A 15958-nucleotide genomic window follows, 5' to 3' on the forward strand; every position below is an offset into this window, starting at 1 on the left:
AAAAAACTGATAGTGAAGGGAGGTAAATATCCTCCCCCAGAAGGTCAGGCGCCAGGCTCCAGCATCCCGCGGGTGCTGCGTTTATCACTGAACTGCCACCAGAGGGCAATCAGCGTCATAAAGCCGACCATACCGAGCATGACCCACGGCAGCTCCGGCTGATGGAGCGCTTTTCCGGCATCAAACAGCCAGCCGCCACCGGTGTAACCCAGCGCGCCGCCAAGCGCCAGTCCGAGACGGCTGAAGCCCATGTAGCTGCCACGGGCCCGGGCGTCGGCAAGTGACGCGCTCAGGGTTTCACGGGCCGGCTCGGCAATGATTGAGCCAATATAGAAGGTGCAAATCAGCATAAACAGCTGCTGGAGTGAGCTCACCAGGCCGATGGGCATCATGCTCAGCGTCATCAGCAACAGCCCGGTCATCAGACGGTGCTCAAGCCGGAAACGGCGCTCGCTCCACCGGGCAATCGGATAGAGCAGAGTCAGGGAAAGGCAGGCCTCAATGGCATACATCCATTTTACCGCCGCCGGCGTGCCGGCAATATCGTTAACCATAATCGGCAGCATCAGCATGACCTGCACGGCGAGCATGTAGTAGCCGGTCAACGTTAAAACATAGGTGACGAAGCGTTTATCGCTCAGCACGCGGTCAAGCCCTTCCCGCACCGGCGCTTTTACCGTCGACAGCTTCCATGCAGGCAGAAACAGACCGTTAAACAGCGCGCAGAGAATAAACAGCACCGCGCCGGTGGCGCAGACCAGGCGGAAATCGTATTGCAGCAGCCAGCTTCCCAGCAGGGCGCCCACTACCGCGCCAGCGCTGTCCTGCATCATCAAAATTGAGAAGAAACGACCCCGGTGTTGCGGACGGATAAGCTTAACCACCAGCGCGGTACGCGGTGGGTCGAAAAGGGTGCCGCCAATCCCGGAAAGGAAACAGGAGAACCACAGCAGCCAGGGGTCATGAGCGATTGCCATCGTGGCGAATCCCGCCGCACGTAACAGCATGCCGGTGACGATCATCGGTTTCGCACCAAAGCGGTCGGCTATTGCCCCGCCAAACACGCCAAGACCCTGTTGTACAAACTGGCGCAAGCCCAGCGCGATCCCGACCATTAGCGCCGCCCAGCCCATTTGATCGACAAAACGAATCGATATAAGTGGAAAAACGACAAAAAAGCCGAGCACGACCAGCATGTTATCGACGAGCAGGAAATATTTACCCAGGCTCCTGGCCTGTGATACGCGGGACATTTTCCCTCCAGGGAAAATAAAAGATGAGCACGCTAATATTCTGCGGTGTCGCCGCGCTTTTTCACATACCTGCTGGCGACAATATTTTTTTATCAAAAAGGTGCTTTGATAGAGAGTTCTCATCGAAAAATGTGAAAAGCGATAAAAATGGTATGTCACTGTTTTCACAGAAGGCACAGGCGCAGGTATAGTAAAGCTAACAGGCAGAGCAGAAGCGACGGGAAGGAGTGGTATCGATGTTTGGCTATCGCAGTAATGTGCCAAAAGTGCGTCTGACGACGGACAGGCTGGTCGTTCGTCTGGTGCATGAGCGTGATGCCTGGCGTCTGGCGGATTATTACGCCGAGAATCGCCAGTTTTTAAAACCCTGGGAACCCGTTCGGGACGAGAGCCATTGCTACCCCTCTGGCTGGCAGGCGCGCCTCAGTATGATTGCGGAATTTCACAAACAGGGAAGTGCGTTTTATTTCGCGCTTCTCGATCCGGAAGAGAAAGAGATCGTTGGCATTGCCAATTTTTCAAACGTAGTACGCGGGTCGTTTCACGCCTGCTATCTCGGGTATTCCATCGGCCAGAAATGGCAGGGGCAGGGGCTCATGTTTGAGGCGCTGACGGCGGCGATTCGCTACATGCAGCGCACGCAACATATCCATCGCATTATGGCGAACTACATGCCGCACAATAAGCGCAGCGGCGATCTGCTGGCCCGCCTGGGGTTTGAGAAAGAGGGCTATGCCAAAGATTATCTGCTGATTGACGGCGAGTGGCGGGACCATGTCCTCACCGCGCTCACCACGCAGGAGTGGACCGCGGGTCGTTAAGGAGAAAAGATGAAATATCAGTTAAATGGCGCCGAAGCGCGCGTGATTGGCTGCCTGCTGGAAAAGCAGGTTACGACGCCGGAACAGTATCCTCTTTCCTTGAATGCCGTCACGATGGCCTGCAACCAAAAGACGAACCGTGAGCCGGTGATGAACCTTGGCGAGCATGAGGTGCAGGATATCCTTGATGAGCTGGTGAAGCGCCACTACCTGCGCACCGTCAGCGGCTTCGGTAATCGCGTCACTAAATATGAACAGCGCTTTTGTAATTCCGAATTTGGCGATTTAAAACTCAGCGCCGCAGAAGTGGCGGTTATCACCACGCTGCTGCTGCGCGGGGCGCAGACGCCGGGTGAACTGCGCACACGCGCCTCCCGCATGCATGAGTTTCAGGATATGCAGGACGTTGAACAGACGCTGGAGGGATTAGCCTCACGCGAGGACGGTCCTTACGCGGTGCGTCTGGCCCGCGAGCCGGGCAAGCGTGAAAGCCGCTACATGCACCTGTTTAGCGGCGACGTGGAGTCCTCTACGCTTGCCGTCGAATCCGACACGCCAGCATCAAACGACAGCCTGACCGCGCGCGTGGCAGCCCTGGAAGACGAGGTTGCCGGGCTGAAGCAGCGTCTGGATGCTTTACTCGCACACCTGGGAGATTAACCGTGACTACATTACGCATTGGAGTGGTGGGGCTGGGCGGGATTGCGCAAAAAGCCTGGCTGCCCGTTTTAGGCGCCGCGTCAGACTGGACGCTGCAAGGGGCGTGGTCGCCCACCCGCGAGAAAGCAGAGCGCATCTGCAACACCTGGCGCATCCCTTATGCTGGCTCACTCCAGGATTTAGCCCGTGAATGTGATGCGGTATTTGTGCATACCTCAACCGCGACGCACTTCCAGGTGGTGAGCGAGTTGCTGAACGCAGGCGTTCACGTCTGCGTTGATAAGCCGCTGGCGGAAAATGTGCAGGATGCTGAACGACTGATTGAGATGGCCGCGCGTAAAAAGCTGACGCTGATGGTCGGCTTCAACCGCCGTTTTGCGCCGCTCTATCAGAAGCTTAAAGCGCAGTCCGGCTCGTTTGCCTCTCTGCGTATGGATAAGCACCGTACCGACAGCGTGGGGCCGAACGATCTGCGGTTCACGCTGCTGGATGATTATCTCCACGTCGTGGATACGGCCCTGTGGCTGAGTAACGGAAAAGCCCAGCTGCAAAGCGGCACGCTGCTGACCAACGAGCAGGGTGAAATGGTTTACGCCGAACATCATTTTGCCGTTGAGCATTTACAGGTGACGACCAGCATGCATCGTCGTGCGGGCAGCCAACGCGAGTCCGTGCAGGCCGTTACGGATGGCGCGCTGTATGACGTCACCGATATGCGAGAGTGGCGGGAAGAGAAGGGCAATGGCGTGCTCGCGTTACCCGTTCCCGGCTGGCAGAGCACCCTGGAGCAGCGTGGCTTTGTGGGCTGCGCGCGTCACTTCATTACCTGCGTGCAGAATCAGACGGTTCCTGAAACGTCCGGGGAGCAGGCCATTCTGGCGCAGCGCATCGTGGAACGACTCTGGCGCGAAGCGATGTCGGAATAACTCGCTGTAACATCTGCCGATAGTAATTCGTTGAAATCCGGTTAGACTAAGCGCCGCTTGTTGGCTTTGCCGGGTGGCGCTTTCGCTTATCCGTCCTGGAAATCCGTAGGGTTGTGGAACTTCACGTTAATGAACTTATTAAAATCGCTGGCGGCCGTCAGCTCGATGACCATGTTTTCCCGCGTGCTTGGCTTTGCTCGCGATGCCATTGTGGCAAGGGTTTTTGGCGCAGGGATGGCGACTGACGCCTTTTTCGTTGCGTTCAAGCTGCCGAACCTGCTGCGCCGTATTTTTGCCGAAGGGGCTTTCTCACAGGCATTTGTCCCGATCCTCGCGGAATATAAAAGCAAGCAGGGCGAAGATGCCACCCGCGTCTTTGTGGCTTACGTTTCCGGTTTACTGACGCTGGCGCTGGCGATCGTGACCGTACTGGGGATGCTGGCAGCGCCCTGGGTAATCATGGTAACGGCGCCGGGCTTTGCCGACACGGCGGATAAATTTGCCCTGACGACGCAACTGCTGCGGATAACCTTCCCCTATATTCTGCTGATTTCGCTGGCGTCGCTGGTGGGTGCCATCCTGAATACCTGGAACCGCTTCTCCGTGCCGGCCTTTGCCCCCACGTTCCTTAACGTCAGCATGATTGGCTTTACGCTGTTCGCCGCGCCGCATTTTAACCCACCGGTGCTGGCGTTGGCCTGGGCCGTGACCGTCGGCGGGGTGTTACAGCTTGCTTACCAGCTTCCGCACCTGAAAAAGATCGGCATGCTGGTTCTGCCGCGCATTAATTTCAAAGATGCGGGCGCAATGCGCGTTATCAAACAGATGGGACCGGCAATACTCGGCGTGTCCGTCAGCCAGATCTCGCTCATCATCAATACCATCTTCGCCTCTTTCCTGGTGTCGGGCTCGGTGTCCTGGATGTACTACGCCGACCGGCTGATGGAGTTTCCATCCGGGGTGCTGGGCGTGGCGCTGGGGACTATTCTGCTGCCGTCGCTGTCGAAAAGTTTCGCCAGCGGCAACCACGATGAATACTGCCGCCTGATGGACTGGGGTCTGCGTCTCTGTTTTCTGCTGGCGCTGCCAAGCGCGGTGGCGCTGGGGATCCTGGCGAAACCGCTGACGGTGTCGTTGTTCCAGTATGGAAAATTCACCGCCTTTGATGCCGCCATGACCCAGCGTGCACTGGTAGCCTACTCAGTGGGGCTGATGGGGCTGATTGTCGTGAAGGTGCTTGCGCCCGGCTTCTATTCACGTCAGGACATCAAAACGCCGGTTAAGATTGCCATTGTGACGCTGATCATGACGCAGCTGATGAACCTGGCCTTTATTGGTCCGCTGAAACACGCGGGTCTGTCACTGTCGATTGGTCTGGCGGCCTGTCTCAACGCCGGGCTGCTGTACTGGCAGCTGCGTAAGCAGGATATCTTCACCCCGCAGCCGGGCTGGGCAAGCTTCCTGCTGCGTCTGGCGATCGCGGTAGTAGTGATGGCGGCCGCGCTGGTTGGCATGTTGTATGTCATGCCTGAATGGGCGCAGGGCACCATGCCTTACCGCCTGATGCGTCTGATGGCCGTGGTGGTGGTCGGGGTGGTGGCGTACTTTGCCACGCTGGCGGTGCTTGGCTTCAAGGTGAAAGAGTTTACCCGCCGCACGGTATAAACGCCAAAAGGGGAGTCACCAGAAGGTGCTCCCCGCTTCATGACATGCCGCTAGTGCGTCAAATCGAAATCTTTTTCCCGCCCGTGATACGTGCCGTGGCCGTTTGACCATCCGCACCGTACAGCCCCGGCTCTTTATAGGGCTTTAACACCTCAAGCGCCTGCTGATTACGGATAATCTGACCTTCCAGCAGCCAGCCGTTATGCTGGTTGAGATCGCGAAGATGCTGGGTTTTTTCTGTAATGGTCTGCCAGCGTTCGTTGATCTCATCATTGGCGCTGCGTTTCGTGTCTTGCTCAGCGCGTCGCTGTTTTTCCAGATAATCCAGGGTCGCCAGCAGCGAGCTTTTATCTTCAGTAATGCGTTGCAACGCGCTGCCGTTGATTTGACCAGAAGAGAGGTGGTGCTGTTCTGCGTCCATCACCGTTTTCAGGTCGTTCAGGACCACCGTCATCTGATCCAGTATTTCTGACAGTCGACTCATACGGTTAGTTACTCTGGAGGAAACTCTGTGCGTCCTGAATCAGCGCATCAGCGATTTTGCTGGTATCCATTTTCAGTTCGCCGTTACGGATAGCCGTTTTCAGCGCTTCAACTCGTTCCATGTTGATATCGCTGCTGCCTGGCTGCATCAGCTTCGACTGCGCATCGCTCAGCGTGACGCTGGTGCTGTTAGCCGTCGAGGTTTTTTCCAGACGCGTTTTTTGCGGGGCAGCCTCATTCGTTTCGCGAGGTTGTACAGTGCTAACCGGCTTCAGGGCTGATGTACGATCAATGCTCATAGTGTTGTCCTCATCGAGGGTTCGCGGCGTTTGCGCCTGACATCATCATTTGTTGAATATTTATCGGCAGTCGCCGCGAAATCTTTAAAAAGATTACAGGTTAATCAGAATATTCCCATCAGGACCGACCGTGCCGCTGACCACCTGGCCTGAGGACATTCTGACCCGGGCATTTTGTGCTACTGCGGCATTATTCAGCGCTTTTCCTTCACTGTTGATACTAAAGCCTTCGCCATTGGCGACCACCATCACCTGTTGTCCCGCCTTCACCCGCCACGCCTGGCGCAGCATAGAGAGCTGTATCGCCTGTCCAGGGGCGACATCGCGCAGGCTGACTGCCTCCTGAGCCTGGTTAATATCCAGCATCGTCCGCGGTGGAAGCTGATCCAGACGGCCTCGCTTCAGCGTTACGCTGTCTGGTTGCAGCAGGCTGCCCCGGGGAATGGGAACGGCGGCGACAACATAATTGCCTGTCGCCTGAACCGCAACCTGTAAATAACGTTTTTCGTTGGCGCAACGCGCCAGCACATTCACGTTGCCCCATAATCGGGTGCTGCCGGTCACGCTAAATGACGGGGCTTCGCAGGAAGGGTAAAGGTTAGGCGGGGTGCGTACGGTCACGCGTACGTCATCGCTGAAACCGGCCAGCTTCTGCGCAAAGAATGCATTGAGCTGGTTCTCTAACCCCTCAGCCTGCACAAGAGGGCTCAAAAGCAGCAGGGTCGCCGCAAGGCCACGTTTAAAAGTCCGCATCGCACGTTCCACCATGTCCAGAATTAAGCAAATTCTACCCGCAGTGGTTTTCCATCAACGCAACAAATAGCGACGCATTTTGCGCTTATTCCGTCGATAGGGGAGACGGGGTGAGATTTAAGCTGTGAACTGAAATTTTCTCATCAGCGGAGGAGACATGCTCGATAAACTCGACGCCGCGTTACGTTTTCAGCAGGAAGCGCTCAACTTACGCGCCCAGCGGCAGGAAATTTTAGCCGCCAATATCGCCAACGCGGACACCCCCGGGTATCAGGCGCGCGATATTGATTTTTCCAGTGAACTCAAAAAAGTGATGGAGCGTGGACGTGCCGAAGGGACGGGTGTCTCACTTGCCCTGACATCCTCACGGCATATTCCCGCTCAGGCGATGACCGCGCCAACAACTGACTTACTTTATCGTGTCCCCGATCAGCCCTCGCTTGACGGCAATACCGTCGACATGGACCGGGAGCGCACACAGTTTGCCGATAACAGCCTGCAATACCAGACAGGCCTGACGCTACTCGGCGGGCAAATCAAAGGCATGATGACCGTCCTGCAGGGGGGCAATTAGTAAATGGCCTTGCTGAATATTTTTGATATCGCCGGTTCGGCATTAACGGCGCAGTCCAAACGACTGAACGTGGCAGCCAGTAACCTGGCCAACGCCGACAGCGTGACAGGACCTGACGGACAACCGTATCGCGCTAAACAGGTTGTCTTCCAGGTTGATGCTGCACCGGGTGCGGCAACGGGCGGCGTGAAAGTGGCGGACGTGGTTGAGAGCCAGGCGCCCGACAAGCTGGTTTACGAGCCAGGCAACCCGCTCGCGGATGCCAGCGGCTACGTGAAAATGCCGAACGTGGATGTGGTCGGGGAGATGGTGAACTCCATGTCCGCGTCACGCAGCTACCAGGCAAACGTCGAAGTGCTTAATACCGTGAAGAGCATGATGCTCAAAACACTCACTCTCGGCCAGTAAAGGAGACACGCATGTCCATCGCCGTAAACGTGAATGACCCGACAAATACCGGCGTCAACAGCACCAGTAGTGCAACCGGTTCCAGCTCCCTCACCGGGAGCAATGCCTCCGATTTACAGAGCAGCTTTCTGACCCTGCTGGTGGCACAGCTGAAAAATCAGGACCCGACCAATCCGATGCAGAATAACGAACTGACCACGCAGCTTGCGCAGATCAGTACCGTCAGCGGCATTGAGAAACTGAACACCACGCTCGGCTCGGTCTCCGGTCAAATCGATAACAGCCAGTCCTTGCAGGCCGCCAACCTGATCGGTCACGGGGTGATGATCCCGGGGACCACGATTCTGGCGGGCACCAGCAACACCGATGGCACGTCCACCACCACCACGACGCCATTTGGCGTTGAGTTGCAGCAACCGGCCGACAAAGTCACCGCCACCATCAAAGACGCCAGCGGCAACGTGGTGCGCACGATTGAGATTGGCGAGCTTAAAGCGGGCGTTCATACCTTTACCTGGGATGGCAGCCTGACCGACGGCACTAAAGCGCCTAACGGCTCGTATCAGGTTGCGATTAGCGCCAGCAACGGCACCACGCAGCTGGTGGCTCAGCCGCTACAGTTTGCCCTGGTTCAGGGCGTCATCAAAGGTAGCGATGGCAACAAACTGGATTTGGGTACCTCCGGTACCACCACACTCGACGAAGTTCGGCAGATTATCTAAGCCTTCATACTTATCAGGAGTAAGTCATGGCCTTTTCTCAAGCGGTCAGCGGCCTGAATGCTGCGGCCACCAACCTGGACGTCATTGGCAACAACATCGCCAACTCCGCGACCTATGGTTTTAAATCCGGTTCTGCGTCTTTTGCAGATATGTTTGCAGGCTCTAAAGTGGGCCTGGGCGTGAAGGTTGCGGGTATCACCCAGGACTTCACCGACGGGACGACCACCAACACCGGTCGTGGTCTGGATGTCGCCATCAGCCAGAACGGTTTCTTCCGTATGGTGGATGCCAACGGTTCCGTGTTCTACAGCCGCAACGGCCAGTTCAAGCTGGATGAAAACCGTAACCTGGTGAACATGCAGGGGCTACAGTTAACCGGTTATCCGGTTGCCGGCACGCCGCCGACGGTGCAAACCGGTGCGAATCCGCAGGCGATCACCATCCCAACGACGCTGATGGCGGCGAAGTCCACCACCACGGCCTCTCAGCAGATCAACCTGAACTCCACCGATACCGCGCCAACCGTCGCATTCGACCCGGCCAACCCTGACTCTTACAACAAGAAAGGCACCGTGACGGTGTTTGACAGCCAGGGTAATGCGCACAACATGAACCTGTTCTATGTCAAAACAACTGACAACAAATGGGATGTGTATACCCAGGATGGCAGCGTAGCGGGTTCTCCTTCAAAAAAAGCGGCACAGATGAGCTTCGACAGTAACGGTAACCTGGCGGGTGTTTATAACTACGACGCTGCTGGCGTGATAAGCGCTACGCCAAACGCCACCCCAGCTATCAACATTACTACTGGCATCATTAGCGGTGCGGAGCCTGCCGAGTTCTCTCTGAGCTTCCAGAGCTCCATGCAACAGAACACCGGTGCGAACAACATCGTGGCGACGAGCCAGAACGGCTATAAGCCGGGCGATCTGGTGAGCTACCAGATCAACGATGACGGTACCGTTGTCGGTAACTATTCGAACGAACAGACCCAGGTGCTGGGCCAGATCGTGCTGGCAAACTTCGCCAACAACGAAGGCCTGAAATCCGAAGGGGATAACGTCTGGTCTGCCACGCAGTCTTCCGGGGTTGCCCTGCTGGGAACCGCGGGTTCCGGTAACTTCGGCACGCTGACTAACGGTGCGCTGGAAGCCTCCAACGTCGATCTGAGTAAAGAGCTGGTGAACATGATCGTCGCGCAACGTAATTACCAGTCCAACGCGCAGACCATCAAAACCCAGGATCAGATCCTCAACACGCTGGTTAACCTGCGTTAAGCAGCTGACGGGAAAGCGCAATGGATCACGCAATATATACAGCGATGGGGGCTGCAAGCCAGACGCTCAATCAGCAGGCTGTTACCGCCAGCAACCTGGCGAACGCCTCCACGCCTGGTTTTCGTGCACAGCTCAACGCACTGCGTGCGGTGCCGGTAGAAGGGCTGTCATTGCCCACGCGTACGCTGGTCACCGCCTCCACGCCGGGCGCCGACATGACGCCAGGCCAGATGGATTACACCGCGCGTCCGCTGGACGTTGCCCTTCAGCAGGACGGCTGGCTGGCGGTGCAAACGGCTGACGGCGCAGAAGGGTATACCCGCAACGGTAACATTCAGGTGAGCGCCACCGGACAGTTGACGATTCAGGGGCATCCGGTGATGGGCGAAGCCGGTCCGCTGACGGTGCCGGAAGGGTCAGAGTTGACCATTGCGGCAGACGGGACGATCTCGGCATTGAATCCGGGCGACCCGGCGAACACCGTTGCGCCTGTCGGTCGTCTGAAGCTGGTGAAAGCGGAAGGCAACGAAGTGCAGCGTGGTGATGACGGGATGTTCCGTCTGACCCAGGCGGCGCAGGCCACGCGTGGCGCCACGTTACAGGCCGACCCGACCATCCGCGTGATGTCCGGCGTGCTGGAAGGCAGTAACGTCAAACCGGTCGAAGCCATGACCGACATGATCGCCAGCGCCCGCCGCTTCGAAATGCAGATGAAAATCATCAGCAGCGTCGATGAAAACGCAGGCAAGGCTAACCAACTTCTGGCTATGAGTTAACAGGACTCCCTATGATCAGTTCTTTATGGATCGCGAAAACCGGTCTGGACGCACAGCAAACCAATATGGATGTAATTGCCAACAACCTGGCAAACGTCAGCACCAATGGTTTCAAGCGCCAGCGTGCGGTTTTCGAAGATTTGCTTTATCAAACGATTCGTCAGCCAGGGGCGCAGTCTTCTGAGCAAACCACGCTGCCGTCCGGTCTGCAAATTGGTACCGGCGTACGCCCTGTCGCCACCGAGCGTCTGCACAGCCAGGGCAACCTGTCCCAGACCAACAACAGCAAAGACGTTGCCATCAAAGGTCAGGGTTTCTTCCAGGTGCAACTGCCTGACGGGACCTCCGCCTATACCCGCGATGGCTCGTTCCAGGTGGATCAGAATGGTCAGCTGGTGACGGCGGGCGGCTTCCAGGTTCAGCCTGCGATCACCATCCCGGCGAACGCGCTGAGCATCACCATTGGCCGTGACGGTATCGTCAGTGTCACTCAGCAAGGTCAGGCCGCGCCGGTCCAGGTTGGTCAGCTCAACCTGACGACCTTCATGAACGATACCGGACTGGAAAGCATCGGTGAGAACCTCTACACCGAAACGCAGTCTTCCGGCACGCCAAATGAAAGTACCCCCGGCCTGAACGGTGCGGGGCTGCTGTACCAGGGGTATGTGGAAACCTCGAACGTTAACGTGGCGGAAGAGCTGGTGAATATGATCCAGGTCCAGCGCGCCTATGAAATTAACAGTAAAGCAGTGTCGACGACCGACCAGATGCTGCAAAAACTGACGCAACTCTAAGGTGTAGCCCGGTGCGGTAAACGTCGCACCGGCTCCCTGTTTTCGAAGATGAAGGCAATGCAAAAAAACGCGGCGTTTCGTTATCCGATCCTGACTGTTCTGGCTGTCACCCTCAACGGGTGTGCCTGGATCCCGTCTAAACCATTGGTACAGGGTGCGACTACCGCCCAACCCGTTCCCGGCCCCTCGCCGGTGGTGAACGGCTCTATTTTCCAGACCGCGCAGCCGATTAACTACGGTTATCAGCCGCTGTTTGAAGACCGTCGTCCGCGTAACGTCGGCGATACGCTGACCATTGTGTTGCAGGAAAACGTCAGCGCGAGCAAGAGCTCGTCGGCGAACGCCAGCCGCGACGGCAAAACCAATTTTGGCTTCGACACCGTACCGCGCTATCTGCAAGGGCTGTTCGGCAACGCCCGTGCGGATGTGGAAGCCTCCGGCGGCAACACCTTTAACGGTAAAGGTGGCGCGAACGCCAGCAATACCTTCAGCGGAACGCTGACGGTAACGGTTGACCAGGTTCTGGTGAACGGCAACCTGCACGTGGTGGGCGAAAAACAGATCGCCATTAACCAGGGTACGGAATTCATTCGCTTCTCCGGTGTGGTTAACCCTCGCACCATCAGCGGCACCAACACCGTACCGTCCACACAGGTGGCGGATGCGCGCATTGAGTACGTCGGCAACGGCTACATCAACGAAGCGCAAAATATGGGCTGGCTGCAACGCTTCTTCCTTAACTTATCGCCGATGTAAGCGAGGTGACCTATGTATAAATTTCTCTTCGCCGTGGCGCTGTCGCTGGTCGCTACCGTTGCGCAGGCCGATCGCATTCGCGATCTCACCAGCGTGCAGGGCGTGCGCGAAAACTCCCTGATTGGCTACGGCCTGGTGGTGGGGCTGGATGGGACGGGTGACCAGACGACCCAGACGCCGTTCACCACCCAGAGCCTGAACAACATGCTCTCTCAGCTCGGTATTACCGTACCGGCGGGGACCAACATGCAGCTGAAAAACGTGGCGGCGGTGATGGTGACCGCGTCTTATCCGGCCTTTGCGCGTCAGGGGCAAACCATCGACGTGGTTGTCTCGTCGATGGGTAACGCCAAAAGCCTGCGCGGCGGTACGTTGTTGATGACGCCGCTGAAAGGCGTCGACAGCCAGGTGTATGCTCTGGCGCAGGGCAACATTCTGGTTGGCGGGGCAGGTGCGTCGGCGGGCGGCAGCAGCGTGCAGGTGAACCAGCTGAACGGGGGACGTATTACCAACGGCGCGATCATCGAACGTGAGCTGCCGACCCAGTTCGGCACCGGCAACACCATTAACCTGCAACTGAATAACGAAGACTTCACGATGGCGCAGCAGATTGCTGACACCATCAACCGCAGCCGGGGTTACGGCAGCGCCACCGCGCTGGATGCCCGCACCGTGCAGATCCGCACGTCAACCGGTAGCAGCAACCAGGTGCGGATGCTGGCCGATATCCAGAATATGGAAGTGAACGTGTCGGTGCAGGATGCAAAAGTCATTATCAACTCCCGTACCGGATCGGTGGTGATGAACCGCGAAGTGACGCTGGACAGCTGCGCCGTGGCGCAGGGCAATCTCTCCGTCACGGTTAACCGCTCGGCCAACGTCAGCCAGCCGGATACCCCGTTTGGTGGCGGTCAGACGGTAGTGACCCCGCAAACGCAGATTGATTTACGACAGAGCGGCGGATCGTTGCAGAGCGTGCGCTCCAGCGCCAACCTGAACAGCGTGGTACGTGCCCTGAACGCGCTGGGTGCAACGCCAATGGATCTGATGTCCATTCTGCAATCCATGCAAAGTGCAGGCTGCCTGCGCGCTAAACTGGAAATCATCTAAATGCTGACCGATAGCAAACTGTTGACCAGTGCCGCCTGGGATGCCCAGTCGCTCAACGAGCTCAAAACCAAAGCGGGCAAGGATCCGGCGGCGAATATCCGCCCGGTTGCCCGTCAGGTGGAAGGCATGTTCGTGCAGATGATGTTGAAAAGCATGCGTGAAACCCTGCCGAAAGATGGCATGTTCAGCAGCGATTCCACACGGCTTTACACCAGCATGTACGATCAGCAGATTGCCCAGCAAATGACCGCCGGAAAGGGGCTCGGCCTGGCGGACATGATTGTGAAACAGACCGCAGCCGCTCAGGGGCTCCCGCCTGAAGAGGCCCCGCCGCAGGTGCCGCTGATGTTTGATCTGGAAAAGGTGACCAGTTATCAAAATCAGGCGCTGACGCAGATGGTGCGTAAGGCGATGCCGAAGCCGACAGAAGCGCGTGACGAGCCGCTCTCCGGCGACAGCAAAGACTTCCTGGCGCAGCTCTCCCTGCCGGCGCGTCTTGCCAGTGAAGAAAGCAGCGTGCCACACCATCTGATTCTGGCGCAGGCGGCGCTGGAGTCGGGCTGGGGGCAACGTCAGATCCGCAGGGAGAACGGCGAGCCGAGCTTCAACATCTTTGGCGTGAAGGCCACTTCCAGCTGGAAGGGGCCGACCACGGAAATTACCACCACCGAATATGAGAACGGTGCGGCAGTGAAGGTGAAAGCCAAATTCCGCGTCTACAGCTCGTATCTGGAAGCGTTGTCGGATTATGTCGGGCTGTTGAGCCGGAATCCGCGCTACACCGCCGTGACCCAGGCCACCACGCCAGAGCAGGGCGCTCAGGCATTGCAGAATGCCGGCTACGCGACCGATCCAAACTATGCACGCAAGCTGACCAGCATGATCCAGCAGCTGAAATCCATGTCTGAGAAGGTCAGCAAAGCGTATAGCACAGATCTCGAAAATCTGTTCTGAAAGTTCTCAAGTCCCGGTGGAGGTTGCCGATAACCTTCATCAGGACTCGTGTCTGAACGTATAAAAGGAACCCCCATGTCCAGTTTGATTAACAGCGCCATGAGTGGCCTCAGTGCTGCGCAGTCGGCACTCAATACCGTCAGTAATAATATTTCAAGCTACAACGTGGCAGGTTATACCCGCCAGACTACCATTCTGGGCGCATCAAACAGCACCCTGACCGGCGGCGGCTGGGTGGGTAACGGGGTCTATGTCTCCGGCGTTCAGCGTGAATATGATGCGTTTATTACCAACCAGCTGCGCGCGGCGCAGAACCAGAGCAGCGGCCTGACCACTCGCTACCAGCAGATGTCGAAAATTGACGACGTGCTGTCGGATACCACGAACTCGCTTTCTGCCAACCTCCAGGATTTCTTTAAAAGCCTGCAAACGCTGGTGAGTAACGCAGAAGATCCGGCTGCACGCCAGACGGTACTCGGGAAGGCAGATGGTCTGGTAAACCAGTTCAAAACTAACGATCAATATCTCCGCGATCAGGATGCGCAGGTCAATACGGCGATTTCTACCAGCGTCGATCAGATCAATAACTATGCGAAGCAGATTGCCAACCTTAACGATCAGATTTCCCGGCTGACTGGCGTAGGGGCGGGCGCATCCCCGAACGAACTGCTCGATCAGCGCGATCAGCTGGTGAGCGAACTGAACAAAATTGTCGGTGTGGACGTGACCGTACAGGACAGCGGCACCTACAACATCTCTATCGCCAACGGCTACACCCTGGTACAGGGCAGCAACGCCAGCCAGCTGGCTGCGGTGAAATCCAGCGCGGACCCTGCACGTACAACGATTGCGTATGTGGATGCCGCAGCAGGCAACGTGGAGATCTCAGAAAAACAGATCACCACGGGGTCGCTTGGGGGGCTGTTAACGTTCCGTTCTCAGGATCTGGATCAGGCGCGAAATACGCTTAACCAGATGGCGCTGGCGTTTGCGGATGCCATGAATACCCAGCACCAGGCGGGCTTTGATGCCAACGGGGACGCAGGCGGCAAGTTGTTTGATTTTGGCTCCCCGGCAGTGCTGAGTAACGGTAAGAACACCGGAAGCGCGTCCGTGACGGCAACGATGACGGACAGTACCAAGGTCCAGGCGACAAACTACAAAGTTGAGTACAACGGTACCGACTGGACCATCACCCGTCTGTCAGACAACACCAGCTTCACGGCTATGCCGGATACCAGCGGTAATCTTTCGTTTGATGGCCTCAACGTCAACATTAGCGGCTCGGCCAATAATAAAGACAGCTTTATCGTGAAGCCGGTGAATGACGTTATCGTGAATATGGACGTTGCGATCAGCGACGAATCCAAACTGGCGATGGCTTCCGCGAAAGGAAGCGGCGAAAGCGACAATACCAATGGCCAAAAGCTGCTGGATTTGCAGAGCGCCAAGCTGGTGGGGGGGAACAAAACCTTTAACGATGCTTATGCCGCGCTGGTCAGTACGGTGGGCAGCACCACGGCGTCGCTGAAAACCAGCAGCGAAACCAAAGTTAACGTTGTTACGCAGCTGACCAAACAACAGCAGTCAATCTCCGGGGTTAACCTGGATGAAGAGTATGGCAACCTGCAACGCTATCAGCAGTACTATCTGGCGAATGCGCAGGTGCTGCAAACGGCGAGCACGCTGTTTGATGCATTGATCAATATCCGCTAAGGCTGAGGCAT

At 57.0% G+C, this 15958-nt stretch carries 18 protein-coding genes; 14 read left to right on the forward strand and 4 right to left on the reverse strand.

What is annotated here, in order from left to right:
- Positions 1-44 precede the first annotated feature (44 nt).
- On the reverse strand, positions 45-1253 hold the full coding sequence (gene mdtH, locus ACQG0S_RS08095; protein ID WP_048966512.1) for a multidrug efflux MFS transporter MdtH: 1209 nt from the start codon (positions 1251-1253) through the stop codon (positions 45-47).
- Between the two features lie 236 nt (positions 1254-1489).
- On the opposite strand from mdtH, the gene rimJ reads away from it, so the two are divergent.
- The 4 genes from rimJ (at position 1490) to murJ (ending at position 5325) form a co-directional block, all read left to right on the forward strand.
- Positions 1490-2074: a ribosomal protein S5-alanine N-acetyltransferase gene (rimJ, locus tag ACQG0S_RS08100; RefSeq protein WP_003858007.1), complete on the forward strand. Its 585-nt coding sequence runs from the start codon at positions 1490-1492 to the stop codon at positions 2072-2074.
- Between the two features lie 9 nt (positions 2075-2083).
- Entirely contained in the window at positions 2084-2734 is a 651-nt protein-coding gene (locus tag ACQG0S_RS08105) for a YceH family protein (RefSeq protein WP_048966511.1), read from the forward strand.
- A gap of 2 nt (positions 2735-2736) precedes the next feature.
- A complete protein-coding gene (locus ACQG0S_RS08110) occupies positions 2737-3660 on the forward strand; it encodes a Gfo/Idh/MocA family protein (protein ID WP_048966510.1) in 924 nt (307 codons plus the stop codon).
- A gap of 129 nt (positions 3661-3789) precedes the next feature.
- On the forward strand, positions 3790-5325 hold the full coding sequence (gene murJ, locus ACQG0S_RS08115) for a murein biosynthesis integral membrane protein MurJ (protein WP_426750189.1): 1536 nt from the start codon (positions 3790-3792) through the stop codon (positions 5323-5325).
- Positions 5326-5383: 58 nt separating this feature from the next.
- Here murJ and flgN read toward each other — a convergent pair whose 3' ends face one another.
- From flgN to flgA, 3 genes are all read right to left on the reverse strand, one after another.
- On the reverse strand, positions 5384-5809 hold the full coding sequence (flgN, locus tag ACQG0S_RS08120) for a flagella biosynthesis chaperone FlgN (RefSeq protein WP_022647721.1): 426 nt from the start codon (positions 5807-5809) through the stop codon (positions 5384-5386).
- 4 nt (positions 5810-5813) lie between these two features.
- The gene (gene flgM / locus ACQG0S_RS08125) at positions 5814-6107 is read right to left on the reverse strand and encodes a flagellar biosynthesis anti-sigma factor FlgM (protein WP_003858002.1); all 294 of its coding nucleotides are present in this window, start codon (positions 6105-6107) and stop codon (positions 5814-5816) included.
- A 93-nt stretch (positions 6108-6200) separates the two neighbouring features.
- Complete coding sequence (gene flgA / locus ACQG0S_RS08130) at positions 6201-6860, reverse strand: flagellar basal body P-ring formation chaperone FlgA (RefSeq protein ID WP_022647723.1); 660 nt, start codon at positions 6858-6860, stop codon at positions 6201-6203.
- A gap of 157 nt (positions 6861-7017) precedes the next feature.
- Here flgA and flgB point away from each other — a divergent pair, with 157 nt between their 5' ends.
- The 10 genes from flgB to flgK all read left to right on the forward strand — a co-directional run bounded on the left by flgB (position 7018) and on the right by flgK (position 15947).
- Positions 7018-7434: a flagellar basal body rod protein FlgB gene (gene flgB, locus ACQG0S_RS08135; protein ID WP_045622629.1), complete on the forward strand. Its 417-nt coding sequence runs from the start codon at positions 7018-7020 to the stop codon at positions 7432-7434.
- Between the two features lie 3 nt (positions 7435-7437).
- Positions 7438-7842 carry a flagellar basal body rod protein FlgC gene (flgC, locus tag ACQG0S_RS08140; RefSeq protein ID WP_003857997.1) on the forward strand — a complete coding sequence of 135 codons (405 nt, stop codon included), beginning with the start codon at positions 7438-7440 and terminating at the stop codon, positions 7840-7842.
- 11 nt (positions 7843-7853) lie between these two features.
- Positions 7854-8564: a flagellar hook assembly protein FlgD gene (flgD, locus tag ACQG0S_RS08145; RefSeq protein WP_048966509.1), complete on the forward strand. Its 711-nt coding sequence runs from the start codon at positions 7854-7856 to the stop codon at positions 8562-8564.
- Positions 8565-8590: 26 nt separating this feature from the next.
- Complete coding sequence (gene flgE / locus ACQG0S_RS08150) at positions 8591-9841, forward strand: flagellar hook protein FlgE (RefSeq protein WP_048966508.1); 1251 nt, start codon at positions 8591-8593, stop codon at positions 9839-9841.
- A 20-nt stretch (positions 9842-9861) separates the two neighbouring features.
- Entirely contained in the window at positions 9862-10617 is a 756-nt protein-coding gene (locus tag ACQG0S_RS08155; protein WP_022647727.1) for a flagellar basal body rod protein FlgF, read from the forward strand.
- Positions 10618-10628: 11 nt separating this feature from the next.
- Positions 10629-11411, forward strand: coding sequence for a flagellar basal-body rod protein FlgG (gene flgG / locus ACQG0S_RS08160; RefSeq protein WP_000625853.1), 783 nt, complete (start codon positions 10629-10631; stop codon positions 11409-11411).
- Between the two features lie 57 nt (positions 11412-11468).
- Positions 11469-12167: a flagellar basal body L-ring protein FlgH gene (flgH, locus tag ACQG0S_RS08165; protein ID WP_023305861.1), complete on the forward strand. Its 699-nt coding sequence runs from the start codon at positions 11469-11471 to the stop codon at positions 12165-12167.
- A 12-nt stretch (positions 12168-12179) separates the two neighbouring features.
- Entirely contained in the window at positions 12180-13277 is a 1098-nt protein-coding gene (locus ACQG0S_RS08170; protein WP_022647728.1) for a flagellar basal body P-ring protein FlgI, read from the forward strand.
- Positions 13278-14231, forward strand: a complete 954-nt coding sequence (gene flgJ, locus ACQG0S_RS08175) for a flagellar assembly peptidoglycan hydrolase FlgJ (protein WP_426750192.1) — start codon at positions 13278-13280, stop codon at positions 14229-14231.
- A gap of 75 nt (positions 14232-14306) precedes the next feature.
- Positions 14307-15947, forward strand: a complete 1641-nt coding sequence (gene flgK / locus ACQG0S_RS08180) for a flagellar hook-associated protein FlgK (RefSeq protein WP_045307939.1) — start codon at positions 14307-14309, stop codon at positions 15945-15947.
- Positions 15948-15958: the final 11 nt, after the last annotated feature.

It is taken from the genome of Enterobacter cloacae complex sp. 418I7, from assembly GCF_050030705.1.
GTDB lineage: Bacteria > Pseudomonadota > Gammaproteobacteria > Enterobacterales > Enterobacteriaceae > Enterobacter > Enterobacter intestinihominis.